We start from the raw sequence: 21131 nt of genomic DNA on the forward strand, positions 1-21131 counted from the left end.
GAGATTACCAATACCGCCGCTTGTCCCGGCTGTATCGCATCTCCGGCAGAGCCAATGCGACCAGCCCCCAAGGATGCGCAAATTGCGTTGTCCTTGCCCGGCATCCATTGCTCGGCCTGCATCTCGACCGTCGAGCGAGAATTGAACGCCTATCCCGGCGTCTTTGATGCACGGGTGAACCTGACGCTCAAACGCGCCATGATCAAAGCGGCCCCGGACATACGGGCCGCAGACCTGATCCCGGTGCTGGAGGGTGCGGGTTATGAGGCGCACGAGTTGGACCCCGGTGCGCTGTCGGCCACACAGTCGGACAAGGCGGGCCGCGACCTGCTGATGCGGTTGGCAGTCGCAGGTTTTGCATCAATGAACGTCATGTTGTTGTCGGTTTCGGTCTGGTCGGGCGCCACGGACGCGACGCGTGACATGTTCCACTGGATCTCGGCCGCGATCGCACTGCCAGCCATCGCCTTTTCTGCGCAGCCGTTCTTTGCAAATGCCTGGAGTGCGCTGCGCGTGCGTCGGCTGAACATGGATGTGCCCATCGTTCTGGCAATACTGCTGGCGCTGGTCACGTCGCTCTGGGAAACCGCGCTCAGCGGCGAGCATGCCTATTTTGACGCTGCATTGACGCTGACTTTCTTCCTGCTGGCCGGGCGTTATCTGGATTACCGCACACGCGCGGTTGCACGCTCTGCTGCCGAAGAACTGACTGCGCTTGAGGTTCCCCGCGCGGTTCGGCTCGGCAACGCAGGCGAAGAAGAGGTCGCCGTTTCCGAACTCAGCGTTGGCGATTTGATCCTGGTTCGACCCGGCGGGCGCATGCCGGTGGACGGACAGATTGTCTCGGGTCAATCCGAACTGGATCGTTCGCTGTTGACCGGGGAAACCCTGCCAGTTTTTGCGCCTGAGGGTCTGAACGTCAGCGCTGGTGAAGTGAACCTGACCGGTCCTTTGACCATTCGCGCAACCGCGGTGGGTGAAGACACCTCGCTGCACCGCATGGCCGATCTGGTCGCGATCGCCGAATCCGGGCGTTCCCGCTATACCTCGCTGGCTGACAAGGCCGCCAAGCTTTATGCGCCGGGCGTTCATATTCTGGCCGCTCTCAGCTTTGTGGGCTGGTACATCTATTCCGGCGATATCCGCACGGCCCTGAACATCGCGGCAGCGGTTCTGATTATCACTTGCCCCTGTGCACTGGGTTTGGCTGTTCCCGCGGTGACGACTGCGGCCTCGGGGCGATTGTTCAGAAACGGGATGTTGATCAAAGACGCCACGGCGCTGGAGCGGCTGGCAGAAATCGACATGGTCGTCTTTGACAAGACCGGCACTTTGACGTCGGGCACGCCAGAGCTGACCAATCTGGCAGATCACGCCCACGCCGATCTTGAGATTGCGCTTGCGCTGGCCGCAGCGTCCTCTCATCCATTGTCAGTGGCATTGACCAAGTCGGCAACTGGTGCAGGGATCAAAGCCGCCGACGTCAGGAACGTGACCGAGGTACCGGGATACGGCACCGAAGGCGAATATCACGGTCAGCGTGTTCGGTTGGGTCGCGCAGCGTGGACCGGCGGCGATGAACGCAGCCAGACCTCTGCATGGTTGTCGGTCGGTGATCAAGCGCCTGTGGCGTTCCTCTTTTCCGACAGTCTGAGACCCGGCGCCGCCAAGGCCGTTCAGGCCTTTCGTGATGCGGGTAAAGATGTTGTGTTGATCTCGGGCGATACCGAGGGCGCCGTTGAGGATCTTGCCGGAAGGCTGGGAATCCAGTCCTGGATGGCGCAAGCGCTGCCGCAGGACAAAGCGGCCCGCGTAACCGAATTGAGCAATCAGGGTCGCAAAGTTCTGATGGTTGGCGATGGTCTGAATGACACGGCGGCATTGGCCGCTGCACATGTGTCCATCTCTCCGGCCTCGGCGCTGGATGCGGCGCGGGTTGCCTCGGACATCGTTTTGCTGGGCAATGATCTGTCGCCGATTGCGGATGCGTGCGATACTGCGGTGAAGGCGACTCGGCGTATTCGCGAGAATTTTCGCATTGCGACGGTGTACAACGTGATCGCCGTGCCGTTGGCCGTGGCGGGGCTTGCCACCCCGTTGATTGCCGCGCTCGCCATGTCGACGTCGTCGATCACCGTGTCTTTGAATGCGCTGCGATTGAGGTAACACAGATGGAAGTTCTGGCTTATCTTATCCCGATTTCCCTGTTTCTGGGCGGGGTTGGGCTTGTTGCCTTCGTATACACTGTCCGATCCAATCAGTACGAAGACCCCGAAGGCGATGCGCGTCGGATTCTGAGCGACGAGTGGGACGACCGCCCCAAACCCTGAGAGCCCTTGAAATTGCCGCATTGCCCGGTTATGTGCGATCCATCCGCTAGCAGAGAGACAAAAGCCAAATGGCCACCACAAACCCGATCCAGTTTATTCAGCAAGTCCGTGCCGAAGTTGCCAAGGTTGTTTGGCCGACCCGACGCGAAGTGCTGCTGACAACGGTTATGGTGTTCATCATGGCGGCTTTGACCGCTGTGTTCTTTGCGCTGGTCGATCTGGGTATTCGCGGCGGTCTGCAACTGGTCCTCGGCGCCTTCAGTTAACGCAGCTTTGGCAGGCTGAAACACGGCTGCCCCCTTGCACAGCGCGTCGTGTCAGAGTAGGTGACGCGGAACTATTCGGAATGGGCGTACGGCGATTCGGGCTGTGCGCCGCTTTTTATTCCGGGTGACGTGACAGAATTTCAATAACGGTGCGTCCGGCGATCCGGATGCAGCCGAAGGCAAACAAGGACGACAGGTTCATGGCGAAACGGTGGTACTCGGTCAGCGTTCTTTCGAATTTCGAAAAGAAGATCGCAGAGCAGATCCGCACGTCGGTGGCCGAACAGGGCCTTGAGGACGATATCGACGAGGTTCTGGTGCCCACCGAAGAGGTGATCGAAGTGCGCCGGGGCAAGAAGGTTACGACCGAACGCCGTTTCATGCCGGGTTACGTACTGGTGCATATGGAAATGTCCGATCAGGGTTATCACCTTGTGAACTCGATCAACCGCGTCACCGGTTTTCTGGGCCCGCAAGGTCGCCCGATGCCGATGCGCGACGCCGAGGTGAACCAGATCCTCAACCGCGTTCAGGAAGGTGAAGAAGCGCCCAAGCTGATGATCACCTTCGAGGTCGGCGAGAAGGTCAAGGTCAACGACGGTCCGTTCGAAGATTTCGACGGCATGGTCGAAGGTGTGGACGACGAGGCGCAGAAGCTGAAGGTCTCGGTTTCGATTTTTGGTCGCGAAACACCGGTGGAGCTGGACTTTACGCAGGTGACCAAGCAGGGCTAATGAGAGCCTTGTACGGACTTTGACGCCGCGTTGCATTTAGCAGCGCGGCGTTTTTGTTTTTGGCGTCTTGCTTGGGGAGAATTCGCAGCTCGAACATCAGTGCTCAACTGATGGTCTCTTTCTCGCAGCCTCAAACATATCGTCGATCACTGCCAGTAATTTCGGAACCTCTTCGAAGGCTTCCATAGAGAGGGGGCATCGATACCGAGAGCCGCCCGGATTACAAGATTCCACTCTCGGTATTGTCATCCGATTGAGAGCGATATGCGGCTGCGTACCACCAGTCGCTTCCTTCAATGAAACTGAAGAAAATGTGCACAATGAATCGCATACAGCCAAAATATGCCTTTCATTGATCAGTGGTTGTTTTGACAACAGCCGCAAGTCTCTTCCGCCTTTCTCATTTGGCTCGCCAGAATAAAGAAGCCAAAAGTCGTTGTTGAAAGACCGTTGGTCAGCGCGGATGACCGCTTGGATTGAGGGTGTTTCCTCGACCTCAAAATCGATCCAGTGGCCGATTTGGTTGTGACCACTAGGGCGATCATGGGAATTGAAGTTTGTTACGGTTGGAAGCATTTTAGTGCCTCTACTATCGCGAAGTATCTCTGGAACGCCTTCGGCGAGCCCATAGAATGATAAGAGGTAGTGACAGCAAGCAGAGACTTTGAAACTACCGCTGTCTGAAAAGGAGCGTCTGGTTTTGTTCTCTTCGTTCAGTTCGACATACCTGCCGGGCAAAAGGCCACCAGTGAAACCGGGTGGTTTTTCGGTCATCGAGCGTGTTGTTGGAAAGTAGTACAGGTTGGGTCCAAACTTGTGAGTAATGTAACCGACAGGAAATTGATCGCAGTCTTTGATGGCGCATAACTCTTGCCATTCATGTCGGAGTTTCTGAACTCTCTGTTCTTTCGCAGCCTCCTCCTCTTCTGATCTCGCTTTAAGGCCAAAATGTATGCTTGCCCCAAGCAGGACAAGCCACAGCAATAAAAGCCCGCCTATGAGTTTCAGAATGCGCTGCGTAATGTTCATTTGGATGTTGTTTTTAATTCGACTTTCACACACTGTAATTCCAGCACGCTGCGATGCAATGCCCTTGCCAACCCCGCCATTCCCCTATAAATGCCGCCTCTATCGTCTTCGGGCGAGAATCTCTTGTGGGAGGTTGCTGGGATCGCGATCCCGGACCGGACCACGCAACATAGTCTGGGTGAAACGCGTTTCACCTTAGTTGAAAGGAAAACCAAATGGCCAAGAAGCTTGCTGGTACAATGAAACTGCAGGTTCCTGCAGGTCAGGCGAACCCGTCGCCGCCAGTTGGTCCGGCGCTGGGTCAGCGCGGCATCAACATCATGGAATTCTGCAAGGCGTTCAACGCCAAGACCGCAGACATGGAGCCCGGCGCTCCGTGCCCGACCGTGATCACCTACTATCAGGACAAGTCCTTCACCATGGACATCAAGACGCCGCCCGCGTCTTACTACCTGAAAAAAGCGGCTGGTCTGAAGCCGGTCGGAAAGCGGAACCGCCCCCGTGGCGCGGAAAACCCCGGTCGTGAGACCGTGGCCACCGTGACCTCGAAGCAGGTTCGCGAAATCGCCGAAGCCAAAATGAAAGATCTGAACGCCAACGACGTCGAAGGCGCAATGCAGATCATCCTGGGCTCGGCCCGCTCTATGGGCATCGAGGTGAAGTAAGATGGCAAAACTTGGTAAACGTACCCGCGCTGCGCGCGAAGCTATCGCTGGCAAGGAAAACCTGTCGGTCGAAGAAGCCGTTGCTCTGGTTAAATCCAACGCAACTTCGAAATTCGACGAAACCATCGAAATCGCACTGAACCTGGGGGTTGACACGCGTCACGCGGACCAGATGGTGCGTGGTGTTATCGGTCTGCCGAACGGCACCGGTAAAGCGATGCGCGTTGCTGTTTTTGCGCGCGGCCCCAAGGCTGACGAAGCAAAAGAAGCAGGCGCAGATATCGTTGGCGCAGAGGACCTGATGGAAACCATTCAGGGCGGCACCATCGAATTCGACCGCTGCATTGCCACCCCGGACATGATGCCGATTGTTGGCCGTCTGGGTAAAGTTCTGGGCCCCCGCAACCTGATGCCGAACCCCAAGGTCGGTACCGTGACCATGGACGTGAAAGCGGCCGTGGAAGCAGCCAAGGGTGGCGAAGTTCAGTTCAAGGCGGAAAAAGGCGGCGTTGTGCACGCCGGTGTTGGCAAAGCCTCGTTCGACGAAGCCAAACTGGTCGAAAACGTCCGTGCCTTCATCTCGGCGGTGGCCAAGGCCAAACCGTCGGGCGCCAAAGGCACCTACATGAAGAAAATCGCGTTGAGCTCGACCATGGGCCCTGGCGTAACGCTGGATGTCGCGGCTGCGGCCGGCGAGTAAGCCGAGGCGCTAAGCTTTAAAGATTTGATCCCGGGTGGTGTGAACTACCCGGGATTTTTTGTTCTCTGGTTGGATGTCGGCTGGGAGCGCATAGTGACGGATCCTGCGCGGTGCACGAATGGCTACTTGTGCTGGACTATTTCTCGGCGAAAGCCACTTTCAGGCCCAGGATGACTAAGCCCCCCGCCTTTGATGAGTGTGTTCACCGCCTTTGATATTTTTTCACCGCCAAACATCGCGGTTCCAATTGTAGCTGCAATTCCCGGGATACCAAATATCAAGCCTACTCCGGTGAATATTCCGATTAGTCCGGCCCTCCAAACACTGTCAGTAACCTCTTTGACGTGTTCTTTTGGCCAAGACTTAAAATGATCCAAATATCCCTGTAAAGCCTCACGAGTTTCAGCGACTCTGATTCTTGAATCTTCATCGGAATTCTCTTCGTTTGGCACCAACCCTTTAAGCTTTTCTATGTGGTCTTGGGCTTTGCGTAGGAACGCAATTTCGTCTTCCCAAGCCTGGCGTCTTTTGGGATCGTTAGGTATTTGGCGCTCGGTTGCCTAAAGGATGTACTTTAGACAGTTTTGGGCGGAAGCTAGAAATGCGTAGGAATCTTCTGCTGCTTCGTTCAGTGCCCAGGCAACACGACGGCGATCAATACCCAGTTCACGGAGCTCGTCCTCTTTCGAATCTTCAATGGCTAGGTCTTCGACTCGCGCATCCGGGGCATTGCGCTTGACGGATTCGATACCGTTGTCCCGTCCGGACGAGCTGGTGTAGCTTTCGCTGGTGCCGATGACCTGCCCGTTGCTGGCCTTTAGGTTGAACATATGGCCGCCGGACTTGGTTTCTTTGCGCTCATACCGGTCGTCATTCGGGGCATTCTTCTGAACGGACGCTATGCCATTTTCGGCGCTGGCCTTTTGCACGTAGCCTTCGCTTGCCAAGATGATTTCGCCATTTCCGGCTTTGAGTCTGAAACGGTATTCGCCAGCTTTGTCCTCGTAGACTTCAAATTTCCCGGTCATACTGCTCCAACAACCAACAAAAGAAAAAGTTCCCTAAGATGCTGGCTGAAGACGAAAAGGGATGCAAGTGGCCGAGCTATAGTATGCGAACTTCTCTTACCGTCCAACTTGCTGATCGAAGCTTGCGTGCGCTGTTTGAAAAGCAAAAAAGTACTCGTAGAACGAAGGGCACAAGTGAACGTCCGGTACGGGCTCGTTCGGTAAATCGGGGTAGTCGCAGAGAATGGCCGCATCGAGCCCCTTTTTCACCGCACAAAATTAGAATTAGATGTTTTCGATCAAAAGATGCTTGCTTGGAGCTCTTTTGACGAACTCGTTTTCGATCCAACGGAGAACGCGTCGTTGCCCGCCAAATGCCACCATCTCAATGGCATCCTCAAAACTAACCCATCTGTATTCGCTGTGTTCGTGATTCAGTGTGATTTTTGCGGAGTTGTCGATGAATGCGACAAATACCGGCGCTATCGTAATTGCGTCACGATCTGCCTCGTAGAACTGCTCGCAAGTATCAGCCGAATACAGAGCGTTAGGCCGTAACCCAGTCTCTTCATCAAGCTCGCGCAAGGCTGTTTGCCAAGCGGTTTCACCTTCTTCAATACTTCCCGCAACCTGACACCACTCCCCTATCAAGGTCTGTGTTCTTTTCAGGAGCAGCACCTCATGCCGCATTTCGATTTTCCGAACTGCAACGAGCGATGCAAGGAACGACCTGATAGGAATTTCTGCCACGACACAGTCCTCTCGCTCAACAGTTTTGGGCCCTAAATAAGTCAGAATGCTTAGACTGACAAAGTGTCACTTCGTCCGCATAGCAGACATTCGTCCGTATGTCCGCGCGATCTGGGAAACTCGCAATCAAGATACCTCGGAATGACTCTACGATTTGCCCCAATTTACCTCTTGGAAACCCCGACTATCTGTCCTAAGTAGACCTGCGGAATAAAGCGTGCGATTCGTCGTGCGCTTTATTTCGTTTCGTCCAAGACGGTGGGTGGTGCCATCCGGCCCCTTAATTCCCTGCCTGAGACGGGTAAGACCAAAGAATTTCGAGGGTCCCGCCCTCGGGCGCATTTTGGCCAAACCCCGTAACAACGGACCTGAACGCCGAAGCGAAAGCTGCGGCAAATATGAGCCGGGATGTCCAACATCCCTAACTTGGAGAGAACTGTGGATAGAGCCCAGAAAGAGAAAGTGGTCGAGGAACTCGGCCAAATCTTCGAAAGCTCTGGCGTCGTAGTGGTTGCACACTATGCCGGTCTGACAGTTGCCGAGATGCAGGACCTTCGCGCACGTGCTCGTGACGCGGGCGGTTCCGTGCGTGTTGCCAAGAACAGGCTCGCCAAAATCGCCCTTGAGGGTAAGCCGTGTGAAAGCATGGCCGACCTGCTGACAGGGATGACCGTTCTGACCTATTCCGAGGACCCTGTGGCAGCAGCCAAGGTGGCCGAGGACTACGCCAAGGAGAACCAGAAGTTCGAAATCCTTGGTGGTGCAATGGGCGAGAACGCTCTGGACCGGGCTGGTGTTACAGCCGTGTCGAAAATGCCGTCGCGCGAGGAGCTTATTGCTTCGATCGTGGGCTGCATCGGCGCGCCTGCTGCGAACATCGCCGGTGCAATTGGCGCACCTGCAAGCAACATCGCAAGCATCCTTTCCACCATCGAAGAGAAGGCGGAAGCTGCGTAAGCGGTTGGCACTGAATGATCTGCGTAGGGTGAACACCCTGACGTTGGAACACACACTGTAAACGGAAAGAGCTGATAAAATGGCTGATCTGAAGAAACTGGCAGAAGAGATCGTTGGTCTGACCCTGCTGGAAGCACAAGAACTGAAAACCATCCTCAAGGACGAGTACGGCATCGAGCCCGCAGCAGGCGGCGCCGTAATGGTCGCAGGTGCAGCTGGCGATGCCGGCGGTGCAGCCGAGGAAGAGAAGACCGAATTCGACGTCGTTCTGAAGAACGCCGGCGCTTCGAAAATCAACGTGATCAAAGAAGTTCGCGGCATCACCGGTCTTGGCCTGAAAGAAGCCAAGGAACTGGTTGAAGCTGGCGGCAAGATCAAAGAAGGCGTTGACAAGGCGGAAGCCGAAGAAGTCAAAGCCAAGCTGGAAGCAGCTGGCGCCGAGGTCGAACTGGCCTAAGTCCAGTCTCCGGTGCATCGCTGATGTGCCGAAAATTTTGGCTGGGTCCGGAGAAATCCGGGTCCAGCCGAACCTGTCTTAGAAAGGGCCTCGAGATGCGGGGCGTTTTCTAAGACACGGTTTTCGGATCGGGAGGCCGCCTTCGGGACGGTGGCCACGAATTGATCCGGACGTGTCGTCTCGAATGTGCAAGATGCCGGGGCCCGACGGCGTCTTTGCCCGCTGAGAACATCGAAAGGTGACATCTGACATGGCTCAAACGTTCCTTGGCCAGAAACGTCTTCGTAAATATTACGGCAAAATCCGCGAAGTTTTGGAAATGCCGAACCTCATCGAGGTGCAAAAATCTTCTTATGATCTTTTCCTGCGCTCCGGCGATGCAGAACAGCCCACAGACGGCGAAGGCATCAAAGGCGTGTTCCAGTCGGTTTTCCCGATCAAGGATTTCAACGAAACCTCCGTTCTGGAGTTCGTGAAATACGATCTGGAAAAGCCCAAATATGACGTCGAAGAGTGCATGCAGCGCGACATGACCTACAGCGCGCCGCTCAAGGTCACTCTGCGTCTGATCGTCTTTGATGTCGATGAGGATACCGGCGCCAAGTCGGTGAAGGACATCAAGGAACAGGACGTCTTTATGGGCGACATGCCCCTGATGACACCAAACGGAACGTTCATCGTGAACGGTACCGAGCGTGTGATCGTGTCCCAGATGCACCGCTCGCCCGGTGTGTTCTTTGACCACGACAAGGGCAAGACCCATTCCTCGGGCAAGCTGCTGTTTGCCTGCCGCATCATCCCGTATCGCGGCAGCTGGCTGGACTTTGAGTTCGACGCCAAAGACATCGTCTTCGCCCGTATCGACCGTCGCCGCAAACTGCCTGTGACGACCCTGCTCTATGCTCTGGGTCTGGATCAGGAAGCGATCATGGACGCGTATTACAACACCGTGTCCTACAAGCTGGACAAGAAGAAGGGCTGGGTCACGCCGTTCTTCCCCGAGCGTGTGCGCGGCACCCGCCCGACCTATGATCTGGTTGACGCCAAATCCGGCGAAGTGATTGCCGAAGCGGGCAAGAAAGTTACCCCGCGCGCGGTCAAGAAGCTGATCGACGAAGGTGCGGTGACAGACCTGCTGGTACCGTTCGATCATATCGTTGGTAAGTATGTCGCCAAAGACATCATCAATGAAGAAACCGGTGCGATTTATGTCGAGGCCGGTGATGAGCTGACTCTGGAATACGACAAGGACGGCGAACTGATCGGCGGCACAGCGAAAGAGCTGATCGACGCGGGCATCACCGATATTCCGGTTTTGGACATCGATAATGTCAATGTCGGCCCCTACATGCGCAACACGATGGCGCAGGACAAGAACATGAACCGCGAAAGCGCGCTCATGGACATCTACCGCGTCATGCGTCCGGGTGAACCGCCCACCGTCGAGGCTGCGTCGGCCCTGTTCGACACGCTGTTCTTTGACAGCGAGCGTTATGACCTGTCCGCCGTTGGCCGCGTGAAAATGAACATGCGTCTGGCGCTGGACAAGCCCGACACTCAGCGCACGCTGGACCGCGAAGACATCGTGGCCTGCATCAAGGCGCTGGTGGAACTGCGCGACGGCAAAGGCGACGTGGACGATATCGACCACCTCGGCAACCGCCGTGTCCGTTCGGTCGGCGAACTGATGGAAAACCAGTACCGCGTTGGCCTGCTGCGCATGGAGCGCGCGATCAAAGAGCGTATGTCGTCGGTCGAGATCGACACCGTCATGCCGCAGGACCTGATCAACGCGAAACCGGCTGCGGCAGCGGTCCGCGAATTCTTTGGCTCGTCGCAGCTGTCGCAGTTCATGGACCAGACCAACCCGCTGTCGGAAGTTACCCACAAACGCCGTCTCTCGGCGCTTGGCCCCGGTGGTCTGACGCGTGAGCGTGCGGGTTTTGAGGTGCGCGACGTGCACCCGACCCACTATGGCCGGATGTGCCCGATTGAAACGCCCGAAGGTCCGAACATCGGTCTGATCAACTCGCTGGCCACCTTTGCCCGCGTGAACAAGTATGGCTTCATCGAAACACCGTACCGCGTCGTGAAAGACGCCGAGGTGACCGATGAGGTTCACTACATGTCCGCGACCGAGGAAATGCGTCACACCGTGGCGCAGGCGAACGCGACGCTGGATGCGGATGGCAAGTTCATCAACGATCTGGTTTCGACCCGTCAGGCCGGCGATTACACGCTTGCCCCGCGCGAAAATGTGGACCTGATCGACGTGTCGCCGAAGCAGCTGGTATCAGTAGCTGCATCGCTGATCCCGTTCCTTGAAAATGACGACGCCAACCGCGCTCTTATGGGCTCGAACATGCAACGTCAGGCGGTTCCGCTGCTGCGGGCTGAGGCGCCGCTGGTCGGTACCGGGATCGAGGAAAAGGTTGCGATCGACTCGGGTGCTGCGATTCAGGCGAAACGCGCTGGTATCATCGACCAGGTCGATGCTCAGCGTATCGTTATTCGCGCGACCGAGGATCTGGAACTGGGCGACGCTGGCGTTGACATCTATCGTCTGCGCAAGTTCCAGCGGTCGAACCAGAACACCTGCATCAACCAGCGTCCGCTGATCAAGGTGGGTGACACCGTCCAGAAGGGCGAGGTCATTGCCGACGGTCCGTCGACCGATATGGGTGAACTGGCTCTGGGTAAGAACGTGGTCGTCGCGTTCATGCCGTGGAACGGTTACAACTACGAAGACTCGATCCTGATCTCGGAACGTATCGCGCGCGATGACGTCTTTACCTCGGTCCATATCGAGGAGTTTGAAGTCGCCGCCCGTGACACCAAACTGGGTCCGGAAGAGATCACCCGCGACATCCCGAACGTCGGTGAAGAAGCGCTGCGCAACCTCGACGAGGCGGGCATCGTTTACATCGGTGCGGATGTTGAGCCGGGCGATATTCTGGTCGGCAAGATCACTCCGAAGGGCGAAAGCCCGATGACCCCGGAAGAAAAGCTGCTGCGCGCCATCTTTGGTGAAAAAGCATCTGACGTGCGCGACACCTCGCTGCGCGTGAAGCCGGGCGACTACGGTACGGTCGTCGAGGTGCGCGTCTTCAACCGTCACGGCGTCGAGAAAGACGAGCGTGCGCTGCAGATCGAGCGTGAGGAAGTCGAACGTCTGGCCCGTGACCGGGACGACGAGCTGGCGATCCTTGACCGCAACATCTATGCGCGTCTGCAAGGCCTGATCCTTGGCAAAACCGCTGTCAAAGGCCCGAAAGGCGTCAAGGCAGGGTCGGTGATCACCGAAGACCTGCTGGAAACCCTGACCCGTGGTCAGTGGTGGCAGCTGGCACTGGAAGGTGAGCAGGACGCACAGATCGTTGAGGCTCTGAACGAGCAGTACGAAGTGCAAAAGCGTGCTCTGGACGCCCGTTTCGAGGACAAGGTCGAGAAAGTCCGCCGTGGCGACGACCTGCCGCCGGGTGTGATGAAGATGGTCAAAGTCTTCATCGCCGTGAAGCGTAAGCTGCAGCCGGGCGACAAGATGGCCGGTCGTCACGGGAACAAAGGTGTGATCTCCAAGGTCGTTCCGATGGAAGACATGCCGTTCCTGGCCGATGGTACGCCGGTCGACTTCTGTCTGAACCCGCTGGGTGTGCCTTCGCGTATGAACGTTGGTCAGATCCTTGAAACCCATATGGGTTGGGCCGCACGCGGTCTGGGTCTGAACATTGATGATGCTCTGGGTGAATACCGCCGTTCCGGCGATCTGACCCCGGTGCGCGAAGCGATGAAGCTGGCCTATGGCGAGGATGTCTACGAAGAGGGCATCACCGGTCTGGACGAGGATGGCCTGGTCGAAGCCGCGGGCAACGTAACCCGCGGTGTTCCGATCGCAACCCCGGTCTTTGACGGTGCCAAAGAGGCTGACGTCAACGACGCACTGGTGCGTGCAGGCTTCTCGGAAAGCGGTCAGTCGGTTCTGTTCGACGGTCGCACCGGTGAGCAATTTGCACGTCCGGTGACCGTGGGCATCAAGTACCTGCTGAAACTGCATCACCTGGTGGACGACAAAATCCACGCGCGGTCTACCGGGCCGTACAGCCTGGTGACCCAGCAGCCGCTGGGTGGTAAGGCGCAGTTCGGTGGTCAGCGCTTTGGTGAGATGGAGGTCTGGGCTCTGGAAGCTTACGGCGCCGCCTACACCCTGCAGGAGATGCTCACCGTTAAATCGGATGACGTCGCCGGCCGGACCAAGGTCTATGAGTCGATCGTCAAGGGCGAGGATAACTTTGAAGCGGGCGTACCAGAATCGTTCAACGTTCTGGTGAAAGAAGTCCGTGGCCTCGGCCTGAATATGGAACTCCTGGATGCGGAGGTCGATGAGTGACGAAGGGATGCCGGGCTGAAGCCCGGCCTACCATCCGATCCGGCGTAGGCCGGGCTTCAGCCCGGCACTGCGTGACCCCCGCACCCTCTAACTCTGAGGTAGAAAAATGAACCAGGAAATCACCAACAACCCGTTCAACCCGCTGACGCCCCCAAAGGTTTTCGACGAGATCAAGGTCTCGTTGGCGTCGCCCGAGCGGATCCTGTCTTGGTCCTATGGCGAGATCAAGAAACCCGAAACCATCAACTACCGGACGTTCAAGCCCGAGCGTGACGGCCTGTTCTGCGCGCGTATCTTTGGCCCGATCAAAGATTACGAATGTCTGTGCGGCAAATATAAGCGGATGAAGTATCGCGGCGTTGTCTGCGAGAAATGCGGTGTGGAAGTCACCCTGCAGAAAGTCCGCCGCGAGCGTATGGGCCACATCGAACTGGCCGCACCCGTCGCACATATCTGGTTCCTGAAGTCGCTGCCGTCCCGCATCGGTCTGATGCTGGATATGACTCTGCGCGATCTGGAACGCGTTCTGTACTTTGAAAACTACGTCGTCATCGAGCCCGGTCTGACCGACCTGACCTACGGCCAGATGCTGACCGAAGAAGAGTACATGGATGCGCAGGATGCCTATGGCATGGACGCGTTCACCGCCAATATCGGTGCCGAAGCCATCCGTGAGATGCTGGCCCAGATCGATCTGGAAGCTGAAGCCGAGCAGCTGCGCGCTGATCTGGCCGAAGCAACTGGCGAACTGAAGCCCAAGAAGATCATCAAGCGTTTGAAGGTCGTTGAATCCTTCCTCGAGTCGGGCAACCGTCCCGAATGGATGGTGATGACCGTGATCCCGGTCATTCCGCCGGAACTGCGTCCGCTGGTTCCGCTGGATGGTGGCCGTTTCGCGACGTCTGATCTGAACGATCTGTATCGCCGCGTCATCAACCGGAACAACCGTCTGAAGCGTCTGATCGAGCTGCGCGCGCCTGACATCATCGTCCGCAACGAAAAGCGGATGCTGCAGGAATCCGTTGACGCTCTGTTCGACAACGGCCGTCGTGGCCGTGTGATCACTGGCGCCAACAAGCGTCCGCTGAAATCGCTGTCGGACATGCTGAAGGGTAAGCAGGGCCGCTTCCGTCAGAACCTTCTGGGTAAGCGCGTCGACTTCTCGGGCCGTTCGGTCATTGTGACCGGCCCCGAGTTGAAGCTGCACCAGTGTGGCCTGCCCAAGAAGATGGCGCTGGAGCTGTTCAAGCCGTTCATCTATTCGCGCCTTGAAGCCAAGGGTCTGTCTTCGACCGTGAAACAGGCGAAGAAACTGGTCGAGAAAGAGCGTCCCGAAGTGTGGGATATCCTCGACGAGGTGATCCGCGAACACCCTGTCATGCTGAACCGTGCGCCGACGCTGCACCGTCTGGGCATTCAGGCGTTCGAGCCGGTCTTGATCGAAGGTAAAGCCATCCAGCTGCACCCGCTGGTCTGTTCGGCCTTCAACGCCGACTTCGACGGGGACCAGATGGCCGTTCACGTCCCGCTGAGCCTTGAGGCCCAGCTGGAAGCGCGTGTTCTGATGATGTCAACAAACAACGTTCTGTCGCCTGCAAACGGCGCGCCGATCATTGTTCCGTCGCAGGACATGATCCTGGGTCTCTACTATGTGACCCTGGAACGTGAAGGCATGCCCGGCGAAGGCAAAATCTTTGGATCGATCGAAGAAGTTCAGCACGCGCTGGACGCGGGTGAGGTGCATCTGCACTCGAAAATCACCGCGCGGATTACGCAGATCGACGACGAAGGCAACGAGGTTCAGAAGCGTTACGAAACCACTCCGGGCCGTCTGCGCCTTGGAGCGCTGCTGCCGCTGAACAACAAAGCGCCGTTCGAACTGGTCAACCGCCTGCTGCGGAAGAAAGAAGTGCAGCAGGTGATCGATACTGTCTACCGCTATTGTGGTCAGAAAGAGTCGGTCATCTTCTGTGACCAGATCATGTCGATGGGTTTCAAAGAGGCGTTCAAGGCGGGCATCTCGTTCGGCAAGGACGACATGGTCATTCCGGGCGACAAGTGGGGCATCGTCGATGACACCCGCAATCAGGTGAAAGACTTTGAACAGCAGTACATGGACGGTCTGATCACTCAGGGCGAAAAGTACAACAAGGTTGTCGATGCCTGGTCGAAGTGTAACGACCGCGTTACCGAGGCGATGATGAGCACCATCTCGGATGTCGCCAAAGCCGACGACGGGTCGGATCAGGAACCGAACTCGGTCTACATGATGGCCCACTCGGGTGCGCGTGGCTCGGTCACTCAGATGAAACAGCTGGGCGGTATGCGCGGCCTGATGGCCAAGCCGAACGGTGACATCATCGAAACGCCGATCATCTCGAACTTCAAGGAAGGTCTGACCGTTCTCGAGTACTTCAACTCGACCCACGGTGCCCGTAAGGGTCTGTCTGATACCGCTCTGAAGACGGCGAACTCGGGTTACCTGACCCGCCGTCTGGTGGACGTGGCGCAAGACTGTATCGTGCGCGAGATCGACTGTGGCACCGATCGCGGCATCACCGCCGAAGCAGCGGTCAACGACGGTGAAGTTGTCGCGTCGCTGGCTGAACGTGTGCTGGGCCGTGTCGCCGCCAGCGACATCCTGCGTCCGGGTTCGGACGAGGTGATCGTGGCAACCGGTCAGCTGATCGACGAGCGTATGGCCGACACCATTGACGAGGCTGGCGTTCAGTCTGCCCGCATCCGCTCGCCTCTGACTTGCGAGTCCGAGGAAGGCGTCTGCGCAATGTGCTACGGTCGTGACCTTGCACGCGGCACCATGGTGAACACGGGTGAGGCTGTCGGCATCATCGCCGCCCAGTCCATCGGTGAACCCGGTACGCAGCTGACGATGCGGACCTTCCACATCGGCGGCGTTGCCCAAGGTGGTCAGCAGTCGTTCCAGGAAGCCAACCAGGACGGTGTCATCGCGTTCGAGAACCCGCAGATCCTGGTCAATGCCGCAGGCGAGAGCCTGGTCATGGGCCGGAACATGAAGCTGGTGATCAACGACGAGCACGGCGAAGAACGTGCCAGCTTCAAGCTGGGCTACGGCTCCAAGCTGTTCGTCAAGGACGGCACCAAGGTGGCGCGTGGCGACAAGCTGTTCGAATGGGATCCCTACACCCTGCCGATCATCGCCGAAAAAGCCGGTACTGCAAAATACGTTGATCTGGTTTCGGGCCTCGCCGTCCGTGACGAGACCGACGACGCAACCGGCATGACCCAGAAGATCGTGATCGACTGGCGCGCGGCCCCAAAAGGCAGCGACCTCAAGCCCGAGATCATTCTGGTCGGTGAAGATGGCGAACCGGTCCGCAACGATGCGGGCAACCCGGTTCACTATCCGATGTCGGTGGATGCGATCCTCTCGGTCGAAGACGGTCAGACGGTCGAAGCCGGTGACGTTGTCGCGCGTATTCCGCGCGAAGGTGCCAAGACCAAGGACATCACCGGTGGTCTGCCGCGTGTGGCCGAACTGTTCGAAGCGCGCCGTCCGAAAGATCACGCGATCATCGCAGAGGCCGATGGTTACGTGCGCTTTGGCCGCGACTACAAGAACAAGCGCCGCATCAGCATCGAACCGGCTGACGAGTCGATGGAAACGATCGAGTACATGGTGCCCAAGGGCAAGCATATCCCGGTGCAGGAAGGCGACTTCGTGCAGAAGGGGGACTATATCATGGACGGTAACCCGGCCCCGCATGACATCCTGTCCATCATGGGTGTCGAAGCGCTGGCGGATTACATGATCGACGAGGTGCAGGATGTCTATCGCCTGCAGGGCGTGAAGATCAACGACAAGCACATCGAGGTCATCGTGCGCCAGATGCTGCAGAAGTGGGAGATCCTGGATTCAGGCGACACCACCCTGCTGAAAGGCGAGCATGTCGACAAGCAGGAGTTCGACGCGGCCAACGAGAAGACCATCGATCGCGGCGGTCGCCCAGCTCAGGGCGAGCCGATCCTCCTGGGGATCACCAAGGCCTCGCTGCAGACGCGTTCGTTCATCTCGGCGGCCTCGTTCCAGGAAACCACTCGCGTTCTGACCGAGGCCTCGGTTCAGGGCAAGAAGGACAAGCTGGTTGGCCTGAAAGAGAACGTCATCGTCGGTCGCCTGATCCCCGCCGGTACCGGTGGGGCCACTCAGGCAGTCCGCCAGGTCGCGCAATCGCGCGACAACGTGGTGATCGAAGCCCGCCGGGAAGAGGCCGAAGCCGCCGCTGCCCTGGCAGCGCCGATGATGGACGACGATATGGTCGGTGACGAGCTGGACGTTCTGGTCGAAACCCCGGAAAGCCGCGAGTAATCATCGCCTCATAAACAAATCAAGGCCCCGCAGTTTTGCGGGGCCTTTTTTGTTGTGGAGATTGTCTGGTGCGACGGCGAGTGATGTATTCGTTCAATCGGCTTATAAAACCGAGGTATGCGGCGAAGCGCTTGCCGTGCTTGACAAGGTAATTTCGGGTTATGACAACGCTGATCAGAAACCAGTTCTTTTGAGAAAAAGGGCATGGGTGAAATACGTGCTGGATGATCTTGAAGGATCACTGTCCGACACCACCGAGGCGGTGAAACTTGATCCAAATTTTGCCTGGGCCTGGTATTGGCGCGGGCGCTTGAACATGCTTGCCGGGGATGTGGAAGCAGCTATTTCCGACTATCACATGTCTTTGGTTGCAGACCCACTGTACTGCCGGACACATCGCATATTGGGCGATATTACTCACGTAACGTATAAAATTGGAAAAAATGGTCAGTCCGCGTTGGATGAAATAATTGAGACCAGACAATGTACCGCGCAACACGACCAGTACCTCGCCTTTGTCAATCATTTGGCGAACTTCAGGGATGGACCATATCGCGGGGCGCAAGATGTTCTGGACCAGTTGATAAGTTCAACAGATCGACCTGAACATCTGATATTGCGACGCGCTTGGATAAGTGCCCAGATGGGTCAACATGAAGACGCGATTGACGACCTGGACTCACTGACAGCGGATCGGGAACTTTATGAACGGGTCGGAAAACAACTCAGAGCGCAGATACGAGAGTTAAGGGCGGCGGGGAACTCCTGCGCTGCGGATGAGTTTAGTACCCGCAATGCTCAATTCTCTTCGGTCTATCGCGATGCCTTACGACTAAAAATCCAATTGCAAATGGACCTAGAGAAGTGGACACACGCATTGGCTTCTCTGGACGAGCTTATTACAGTTAAACCTTACACGCACGTGCCTTGGACCCGTCGGGGTGAGGTTCTCGACCGGCTCGGTCGCGAGGACGAGGCCTTGGCTAGCTATCTGGAAGCTATCCGCATAGCCAGACCTGAGAATTGGAATGCCGCAAGAGGCTACTCGCCAGAGCTTTTACAGGCCCTATTTCGTGTAGCATCCATTTACGAAGTGCAGGACCGATCTGCTGAGGCGCTCGTCGTTTGGGACAAATCTCTCTCCGTAGCCCACAAAAGTGTGATCGGCTACGCACAGGAAATGATGGGAATCGGGGGTCACTACAAAGGTGATCAAACCAAAATCTATGATGAAGAAACCAAAACCGCCGTTCGGTCTTGCCTTGCTGATGCCGAGTGCAACTGGGCGCGTCTCTATCCCCAAATGCCCTGGAAATGAGATCAATATAATTTCGAACGACGAGAAAGCATTAAGATGTCCCGCCGCAGTCGGAGTCGTAACTTTGGTGTAAAGCACTTCGTATTCTTCGGAATGCCAGAATCGGTTTAGAGAAACTGGACGGCGGCAATGTCCGCGTTGAGGTCCTTGATCGCAAATCACAAGAAACTTCTCCGGCTCGCGTTTTCGCGGCGGAATCTAGACTGGGAAAATACTGCTTACCTGACCGCGAAAGCTCATTCTTGTACGTGAGCCTGAATGCAGGATCACCAAGTACCGTTTTTTGGTGCGAAGTTTTAGATCAATGTTCCGCGCGATCGTTTCATCCTCTGTCACGACCGAAACCTGAGAGCAGCCCGTCTATCACCGCTAACGCAAGGGCGGTTAAACGAATGTACCTTTGTAATCATTCAAAGAAATGCTGGTACACAAGTCTCCCCACTTGCAGCCGATACAGGCGGGTCGAAGCTGATTTTGTGTGAAAGTTGTCCGAAGCCGAAGCAACGAACCTTTATCCAATTTGATCTTTGCGCCGGCATGCGTCTGAACCTGCAGAACCCTGTTGACATCCTTCGCAGCTTGCAGGTCTCGATTGTGAACGTGTTCGTCTCGACAGTGGGCGTTATCTTCGGCGAGGAGAGGGGCACAGATATCATCTGGCCCCTCTACAATTACGATACTCTCTCCCGCAGATATTCGCCCCGCAATCGCCGTCATGTTGTTGGTGAATGCGGGGCTGTACCCCTTGCCTACATAAGTAAGAATGCAAAGCAGATGGTGGGCACGCAGGCGGACTGTCATACCGGGGTACGTTTGATGCCACGTGTCAGCAGATTGAGCGTCATCGCCCCGAGGCCGGATTTCAGGATGCCACCAAACACAAAGGGAACGACGCCAACCATAATCGCTTGTTCCACCCCGATCAGCACAGCAAGCCAAGCTGCGCCAAGGATCAGGCAGATCGCATTGCCAATAAGCATAGCGCTAAACGATAGCCAAACGCGCGACCCGTCCCAGCCACGCTCTGTCAGCCAACCGACGACCATGCCGGCGACCGGGAACGCAAAGAGATAACCGCCGGTCGCGCCTAGAAAGTGGTGAGCTCCTGCAGCTCCTCCGGCCAGAACAGGCAGCCCAAGGGCACCCTCCATCAACCACGTTGCGATTGTGATACCGCCTAAACGCCATCCGTAGAGAGCACCCACGAGCGTAACCGCAAATGTCTGCATCGTGATCGGAACAGGTATCATTGGAACTTCGATGTATGACGACAGGGTGAGGAAAAGAGTGCCTATGAAAACGGCGGCAATTTTCCATGGTAGGGTTAAGCCCTGCACATCGAATGCTTTGAAAACATTGCCAGCGAGTGCGGTTTTGGATGGGGTCATTTCGACATACCTTACATTTTATCTATTAAAATCGGGATTCGAATCCTCGCAGATTTAAAGTATAGATAATTTGTAAAGGCAATCCCATAGTCATCCGCGCGCGAGGTGCCGTCGTAAGATGGTGCATGCGGTTTTTGCGTCTTTTCGTTCCATGGCGTGGAGAATTGCGACATGATCGTTGTCCGAGGTGCTGAGCCATGTTTCGCGCCATTTGGCATGAAATTTCTGCGCGGAAAGGCGCTGAAGCTGCTCGATACGTCCCAACAAAAGTGGCCGCCCACAGGGCTTCAGGATTTCCAAGTGAAACTGGCGGTTGGCTTTTTCCCAGGAAATGGGATCTCTGGCAACATCGCAAGCAAGCCGATAGACTTCCATTTCCCGCATGTCCGCTGGCGTCGCATTGGCCACAGCTTTCGCCAACGCCAGTGGTTCCAAGGCAAGTCTCATCTCCAGGATGTCGTCCAGGTCTTCTGCATTCAAAGAAAACGCTCTGACACCGCGCTTTGGGATAAAGGTGGCGAGTTCCATCTGCACAAGGCGCTGAAGCGCCTCCCGGGCAGGGACGTGACTGCACTTGAATCGTGTGGCGATCTGCTCTTGCGCGAGCCGCGCACCCTGAGCGATTTCGCCTCTAATGATTTCTTCCGCGAGGACGTCGGCAATTGCTGCAGGTTTCTTAGATAAATCAGACATGATGATGGTTTAACTTTGGCGGATCACTTGGAAAAGTCTTTGTTTCGGAAGGTCGGCGACCAACACACAGCATTGAAAGACGATGCGTCTGCGCGCCAATTC

The 21131-nt window shown here is 56.6% G+C and carries 17 protein-coding genes; 11 read left to right on the plus strand and 6 right to left on the minus strand.

The window, feature by feature from the left end; translation table 11 throughout:
* The first annotated feature begins 54 nt into the window (after positions 1-54).
* The 4 genes from RA28_RS12790 (at position 55) to nusG (ending at position 3330) form a co-directional block, all read left to right on the plus strand.
* Complete coding sequence (locus tag RA28_RS12790) at positions 55-2166, plus strand: heavy metal translocating P-type ATPase (protein ID WP_446737316.1); 2112 nt, start codon at positions 55-57, stop codon at positions 2164-2166.
* Between the two features lie 5 nt (positions 2167-2171).
* On the plus strand, positions 2172-2330 hold the full coding sequence (gene ccoS, locus RA28_RS12795) for a cbb3-type cytochrome oxidase assembly protein CcoS (protein ID WP_039529197.1): 159 nt from the start codon (positions 2172-2174) through the stop codon (positions 2328-2330).
* Between the two features lie 68 nt (positions 2331-2398).
* A complete protein-coding gene (gene secE, locus RA28_RS12800) occupies positions 2399-2596 on the plus strand; it encodes a preprotein translocase subunit SecE (protein WP_010440974.1) in 198 nt (65 codons plus the stop codon).
* Positions 2597-2796: 200 nt separating this feature from the next.
* A complete protein-coding gene (gene nusG, locus RA28_RS12805; protein WP_039529500.1) occupies positions 2797-3330 on the plus strand; it encodes a transcription termination/antitermination protein NusG in 534 nt (177 codons plus the stop codon).
* 96 nt (positions 3331-3426) lie between these two features.
* Here nusG and RA28_RS12810 read toward each other — a convergent pair whose 3' ends face one another.
* Positions 3427-4359 (minus strand): hypothetical protein, encoded by a 933-nt coding sequence (locus RA28_RS12810; RefSeq protein ID WP_039529200.1) that lies wholly within the window; start codon positions 4357-4359, stop codon positions 3427-3429.
* 215 nt (positions 4360-4574) lie between these two features.
* On the opposite strand from RA28_RS12810, the gene rplK reads away from it, so the two are divergent.
* Both rplK and rplA read left to right on the plus strand, forming a co-directional pair.
* A complete protein-coding gene (rplK, locus tag RA28_RS12815; RefSeq protein ID WP_010440985.1) occupies positions 4575-5024 on the plus strand; it encodes a 50S ribosomal protein L11 in 450 nt (149 codons plus the stop codon).
* A gap of 1 nt (position 5025) precedes the next feature.
* A complete protein-coding gene (gene rplA, locus RA28_RS12820) occupies positions 5026-5724 on the plus strand; it encodes a 50S ribosomal protein L1 (RefSeq protein WP_039529204.1) in 699 nt (232 codons plus the stop codon).
* 560 nt (positions 5725-6284) lie between these two features.
* On the opposite strand, the gene RA28_RS12825 is transcribed toward rplA, so the two are convergent.
* Both RA28_RS12825 and RA28_RS12830 read right to left on the minus strand, forming a co-directional pair.
* Positions 6285-6752 carry a YegP family protein gene (locus RA28_RS12825; RefSeq protein WP_082029819.1) on the minus strand — a complete coding sequence of 156 codons (468 nt, stop codon included), beginning with the start codon at positions 6750-6752 and terminating at the stop codon, positions 6285-6287.
* Positions 6753-7016: 264 nt separating this feature from the next.
* Positions 7017-7481: an NUDIX hydrolase gene (locus RA28_RS12830; protein ID WP_039529209.1), complete on the minus strand. Its 465-nt coding sequence runs from the start codon at positions 7479-7481 to the stop codon at positions 7017-7019.
* Between the two features lie 438 nt (positions 7482-7919).
* Here RA28_RS12830 and rplJ point away from each other — a divergent pair, with 438 nt between their 5' ends.
* The 5 genes from rplJ to RA28_RS12855 all read left to right on the plus strand — a co-directional run bounded on the left by rplJ (position 7920) and on the right by RA28_RS12855 (position 18948).
* Positions 7920-8438 (plus strand): 50S ribosomal protein L10, encoded by a 519-nt coding sequence (rplJ, locus tag RA28_RS12835; protein ID WP_039529212.1) that lies wholly within the window; start codon positions 7920-7922, stop codon positions 8436-8438.
* A gap of 79 nt (positions 8439-8517) precedes the next feature.
* Entirely contained in the window at positions 8518-8895 is a 378-nt protein-coding gene (gene rplL, locus RA28_RS12840; RefSeq protein ID WP_039529214.1) for a 50S ribosomal protein L7/L12, read from the plus strand.
* A gap of 250 nt (positions 8896-9145) precedes the next feature.
* Entirely contained in the window at positions 9146-13282 is a 4137-nt protein-coding gene (gene rpoB, locus RA28_RS12845; protein ID WP_039529217.1) for a DNA-directed RNA polymerase subunit beta, read from the plus strand.
* Between the two features lie 106 nt (positions 13283-13388).
* Positions 13389-17630, plus strand: coding sequence for a DNA-directed RNA polymerase subunit beta' (gene rpoC, locus RA28_RS12850; RefSeq protein ID WP_039529219.1), 4242 nt, complete (start codon positions 13389-13391; stop codon positions 17628-17630).
* A gap of 61 nt (positions 17631-17691) precedes the next feature.
* Complete coding sequence (locus RA28_RS12855) at positions 17692-18948, plus strand: tetratricopeptide repeat protein (RefSeq protein WP_039529223.1); 1257 nt, start codon at positions 17692-17694, stop codon at positions 18946-18948.
* 384 nt (positions 18949-19332) lie between these two features.
* Here RA28_RS12855 and RA28_RS12860 read toward each other — a convergent pair whose 3' ends face one another.
* The 3 genes from RA28_RS12860 to RA28_RS12870 all read right to left on the minus strand — a co-directional run bounded on the left by RA28_RS12860 (position 19333) and on the right by RA28_RS12870 (position 21029).
* Positions 19333-19749 (minus strand): DUF1284 domain-containing protein, encoded by a 417-nt coding sequence (locus tag RA28_RS12860; protein ID WP_039529227.1) that lies wholly within the window; start codon positions 19747-19749, stop codon positions 19333-19335.
* Positions 19746-20336 carry a biotin transporter BioY gene (locus tag RA28_RS12865; protein WP_039529230.1) on the minus strand — a complete coding sequence of 197 codons (591 nt, stop codon included), beginning with the start codon at positions 20334-20336 and terminating at the stop codon, positions 19746-19748. Before RA28_RS12865 ends, RA28_RS12860 begins: the two co-directional genes overlap by 4 nt.
* 90 nt (positions 20337-20426) lie before the next feature.
* Entirely contained in the window at positions 20427-21029 is a 603-nt protein-coding gene (locus RA28_RS12870; RefSeq protein ID WP_039529234.1) for a GntR family transcriptional regulator, read from the minus strand.
* Positions 21030-21131 lie beyond the last annotated feature (102 nt).

This window comes from Ruegeria sp. ANG-S4 (genome assembly GCF_000814005.1).
In the GTDB taxonomy this organism is placed as follows: domain Bacteria; phylum Pseudomonadota; class Alphaproteobacteria; order Rhodobacterales; family Rhodobacteraceae; genus Ruegeria.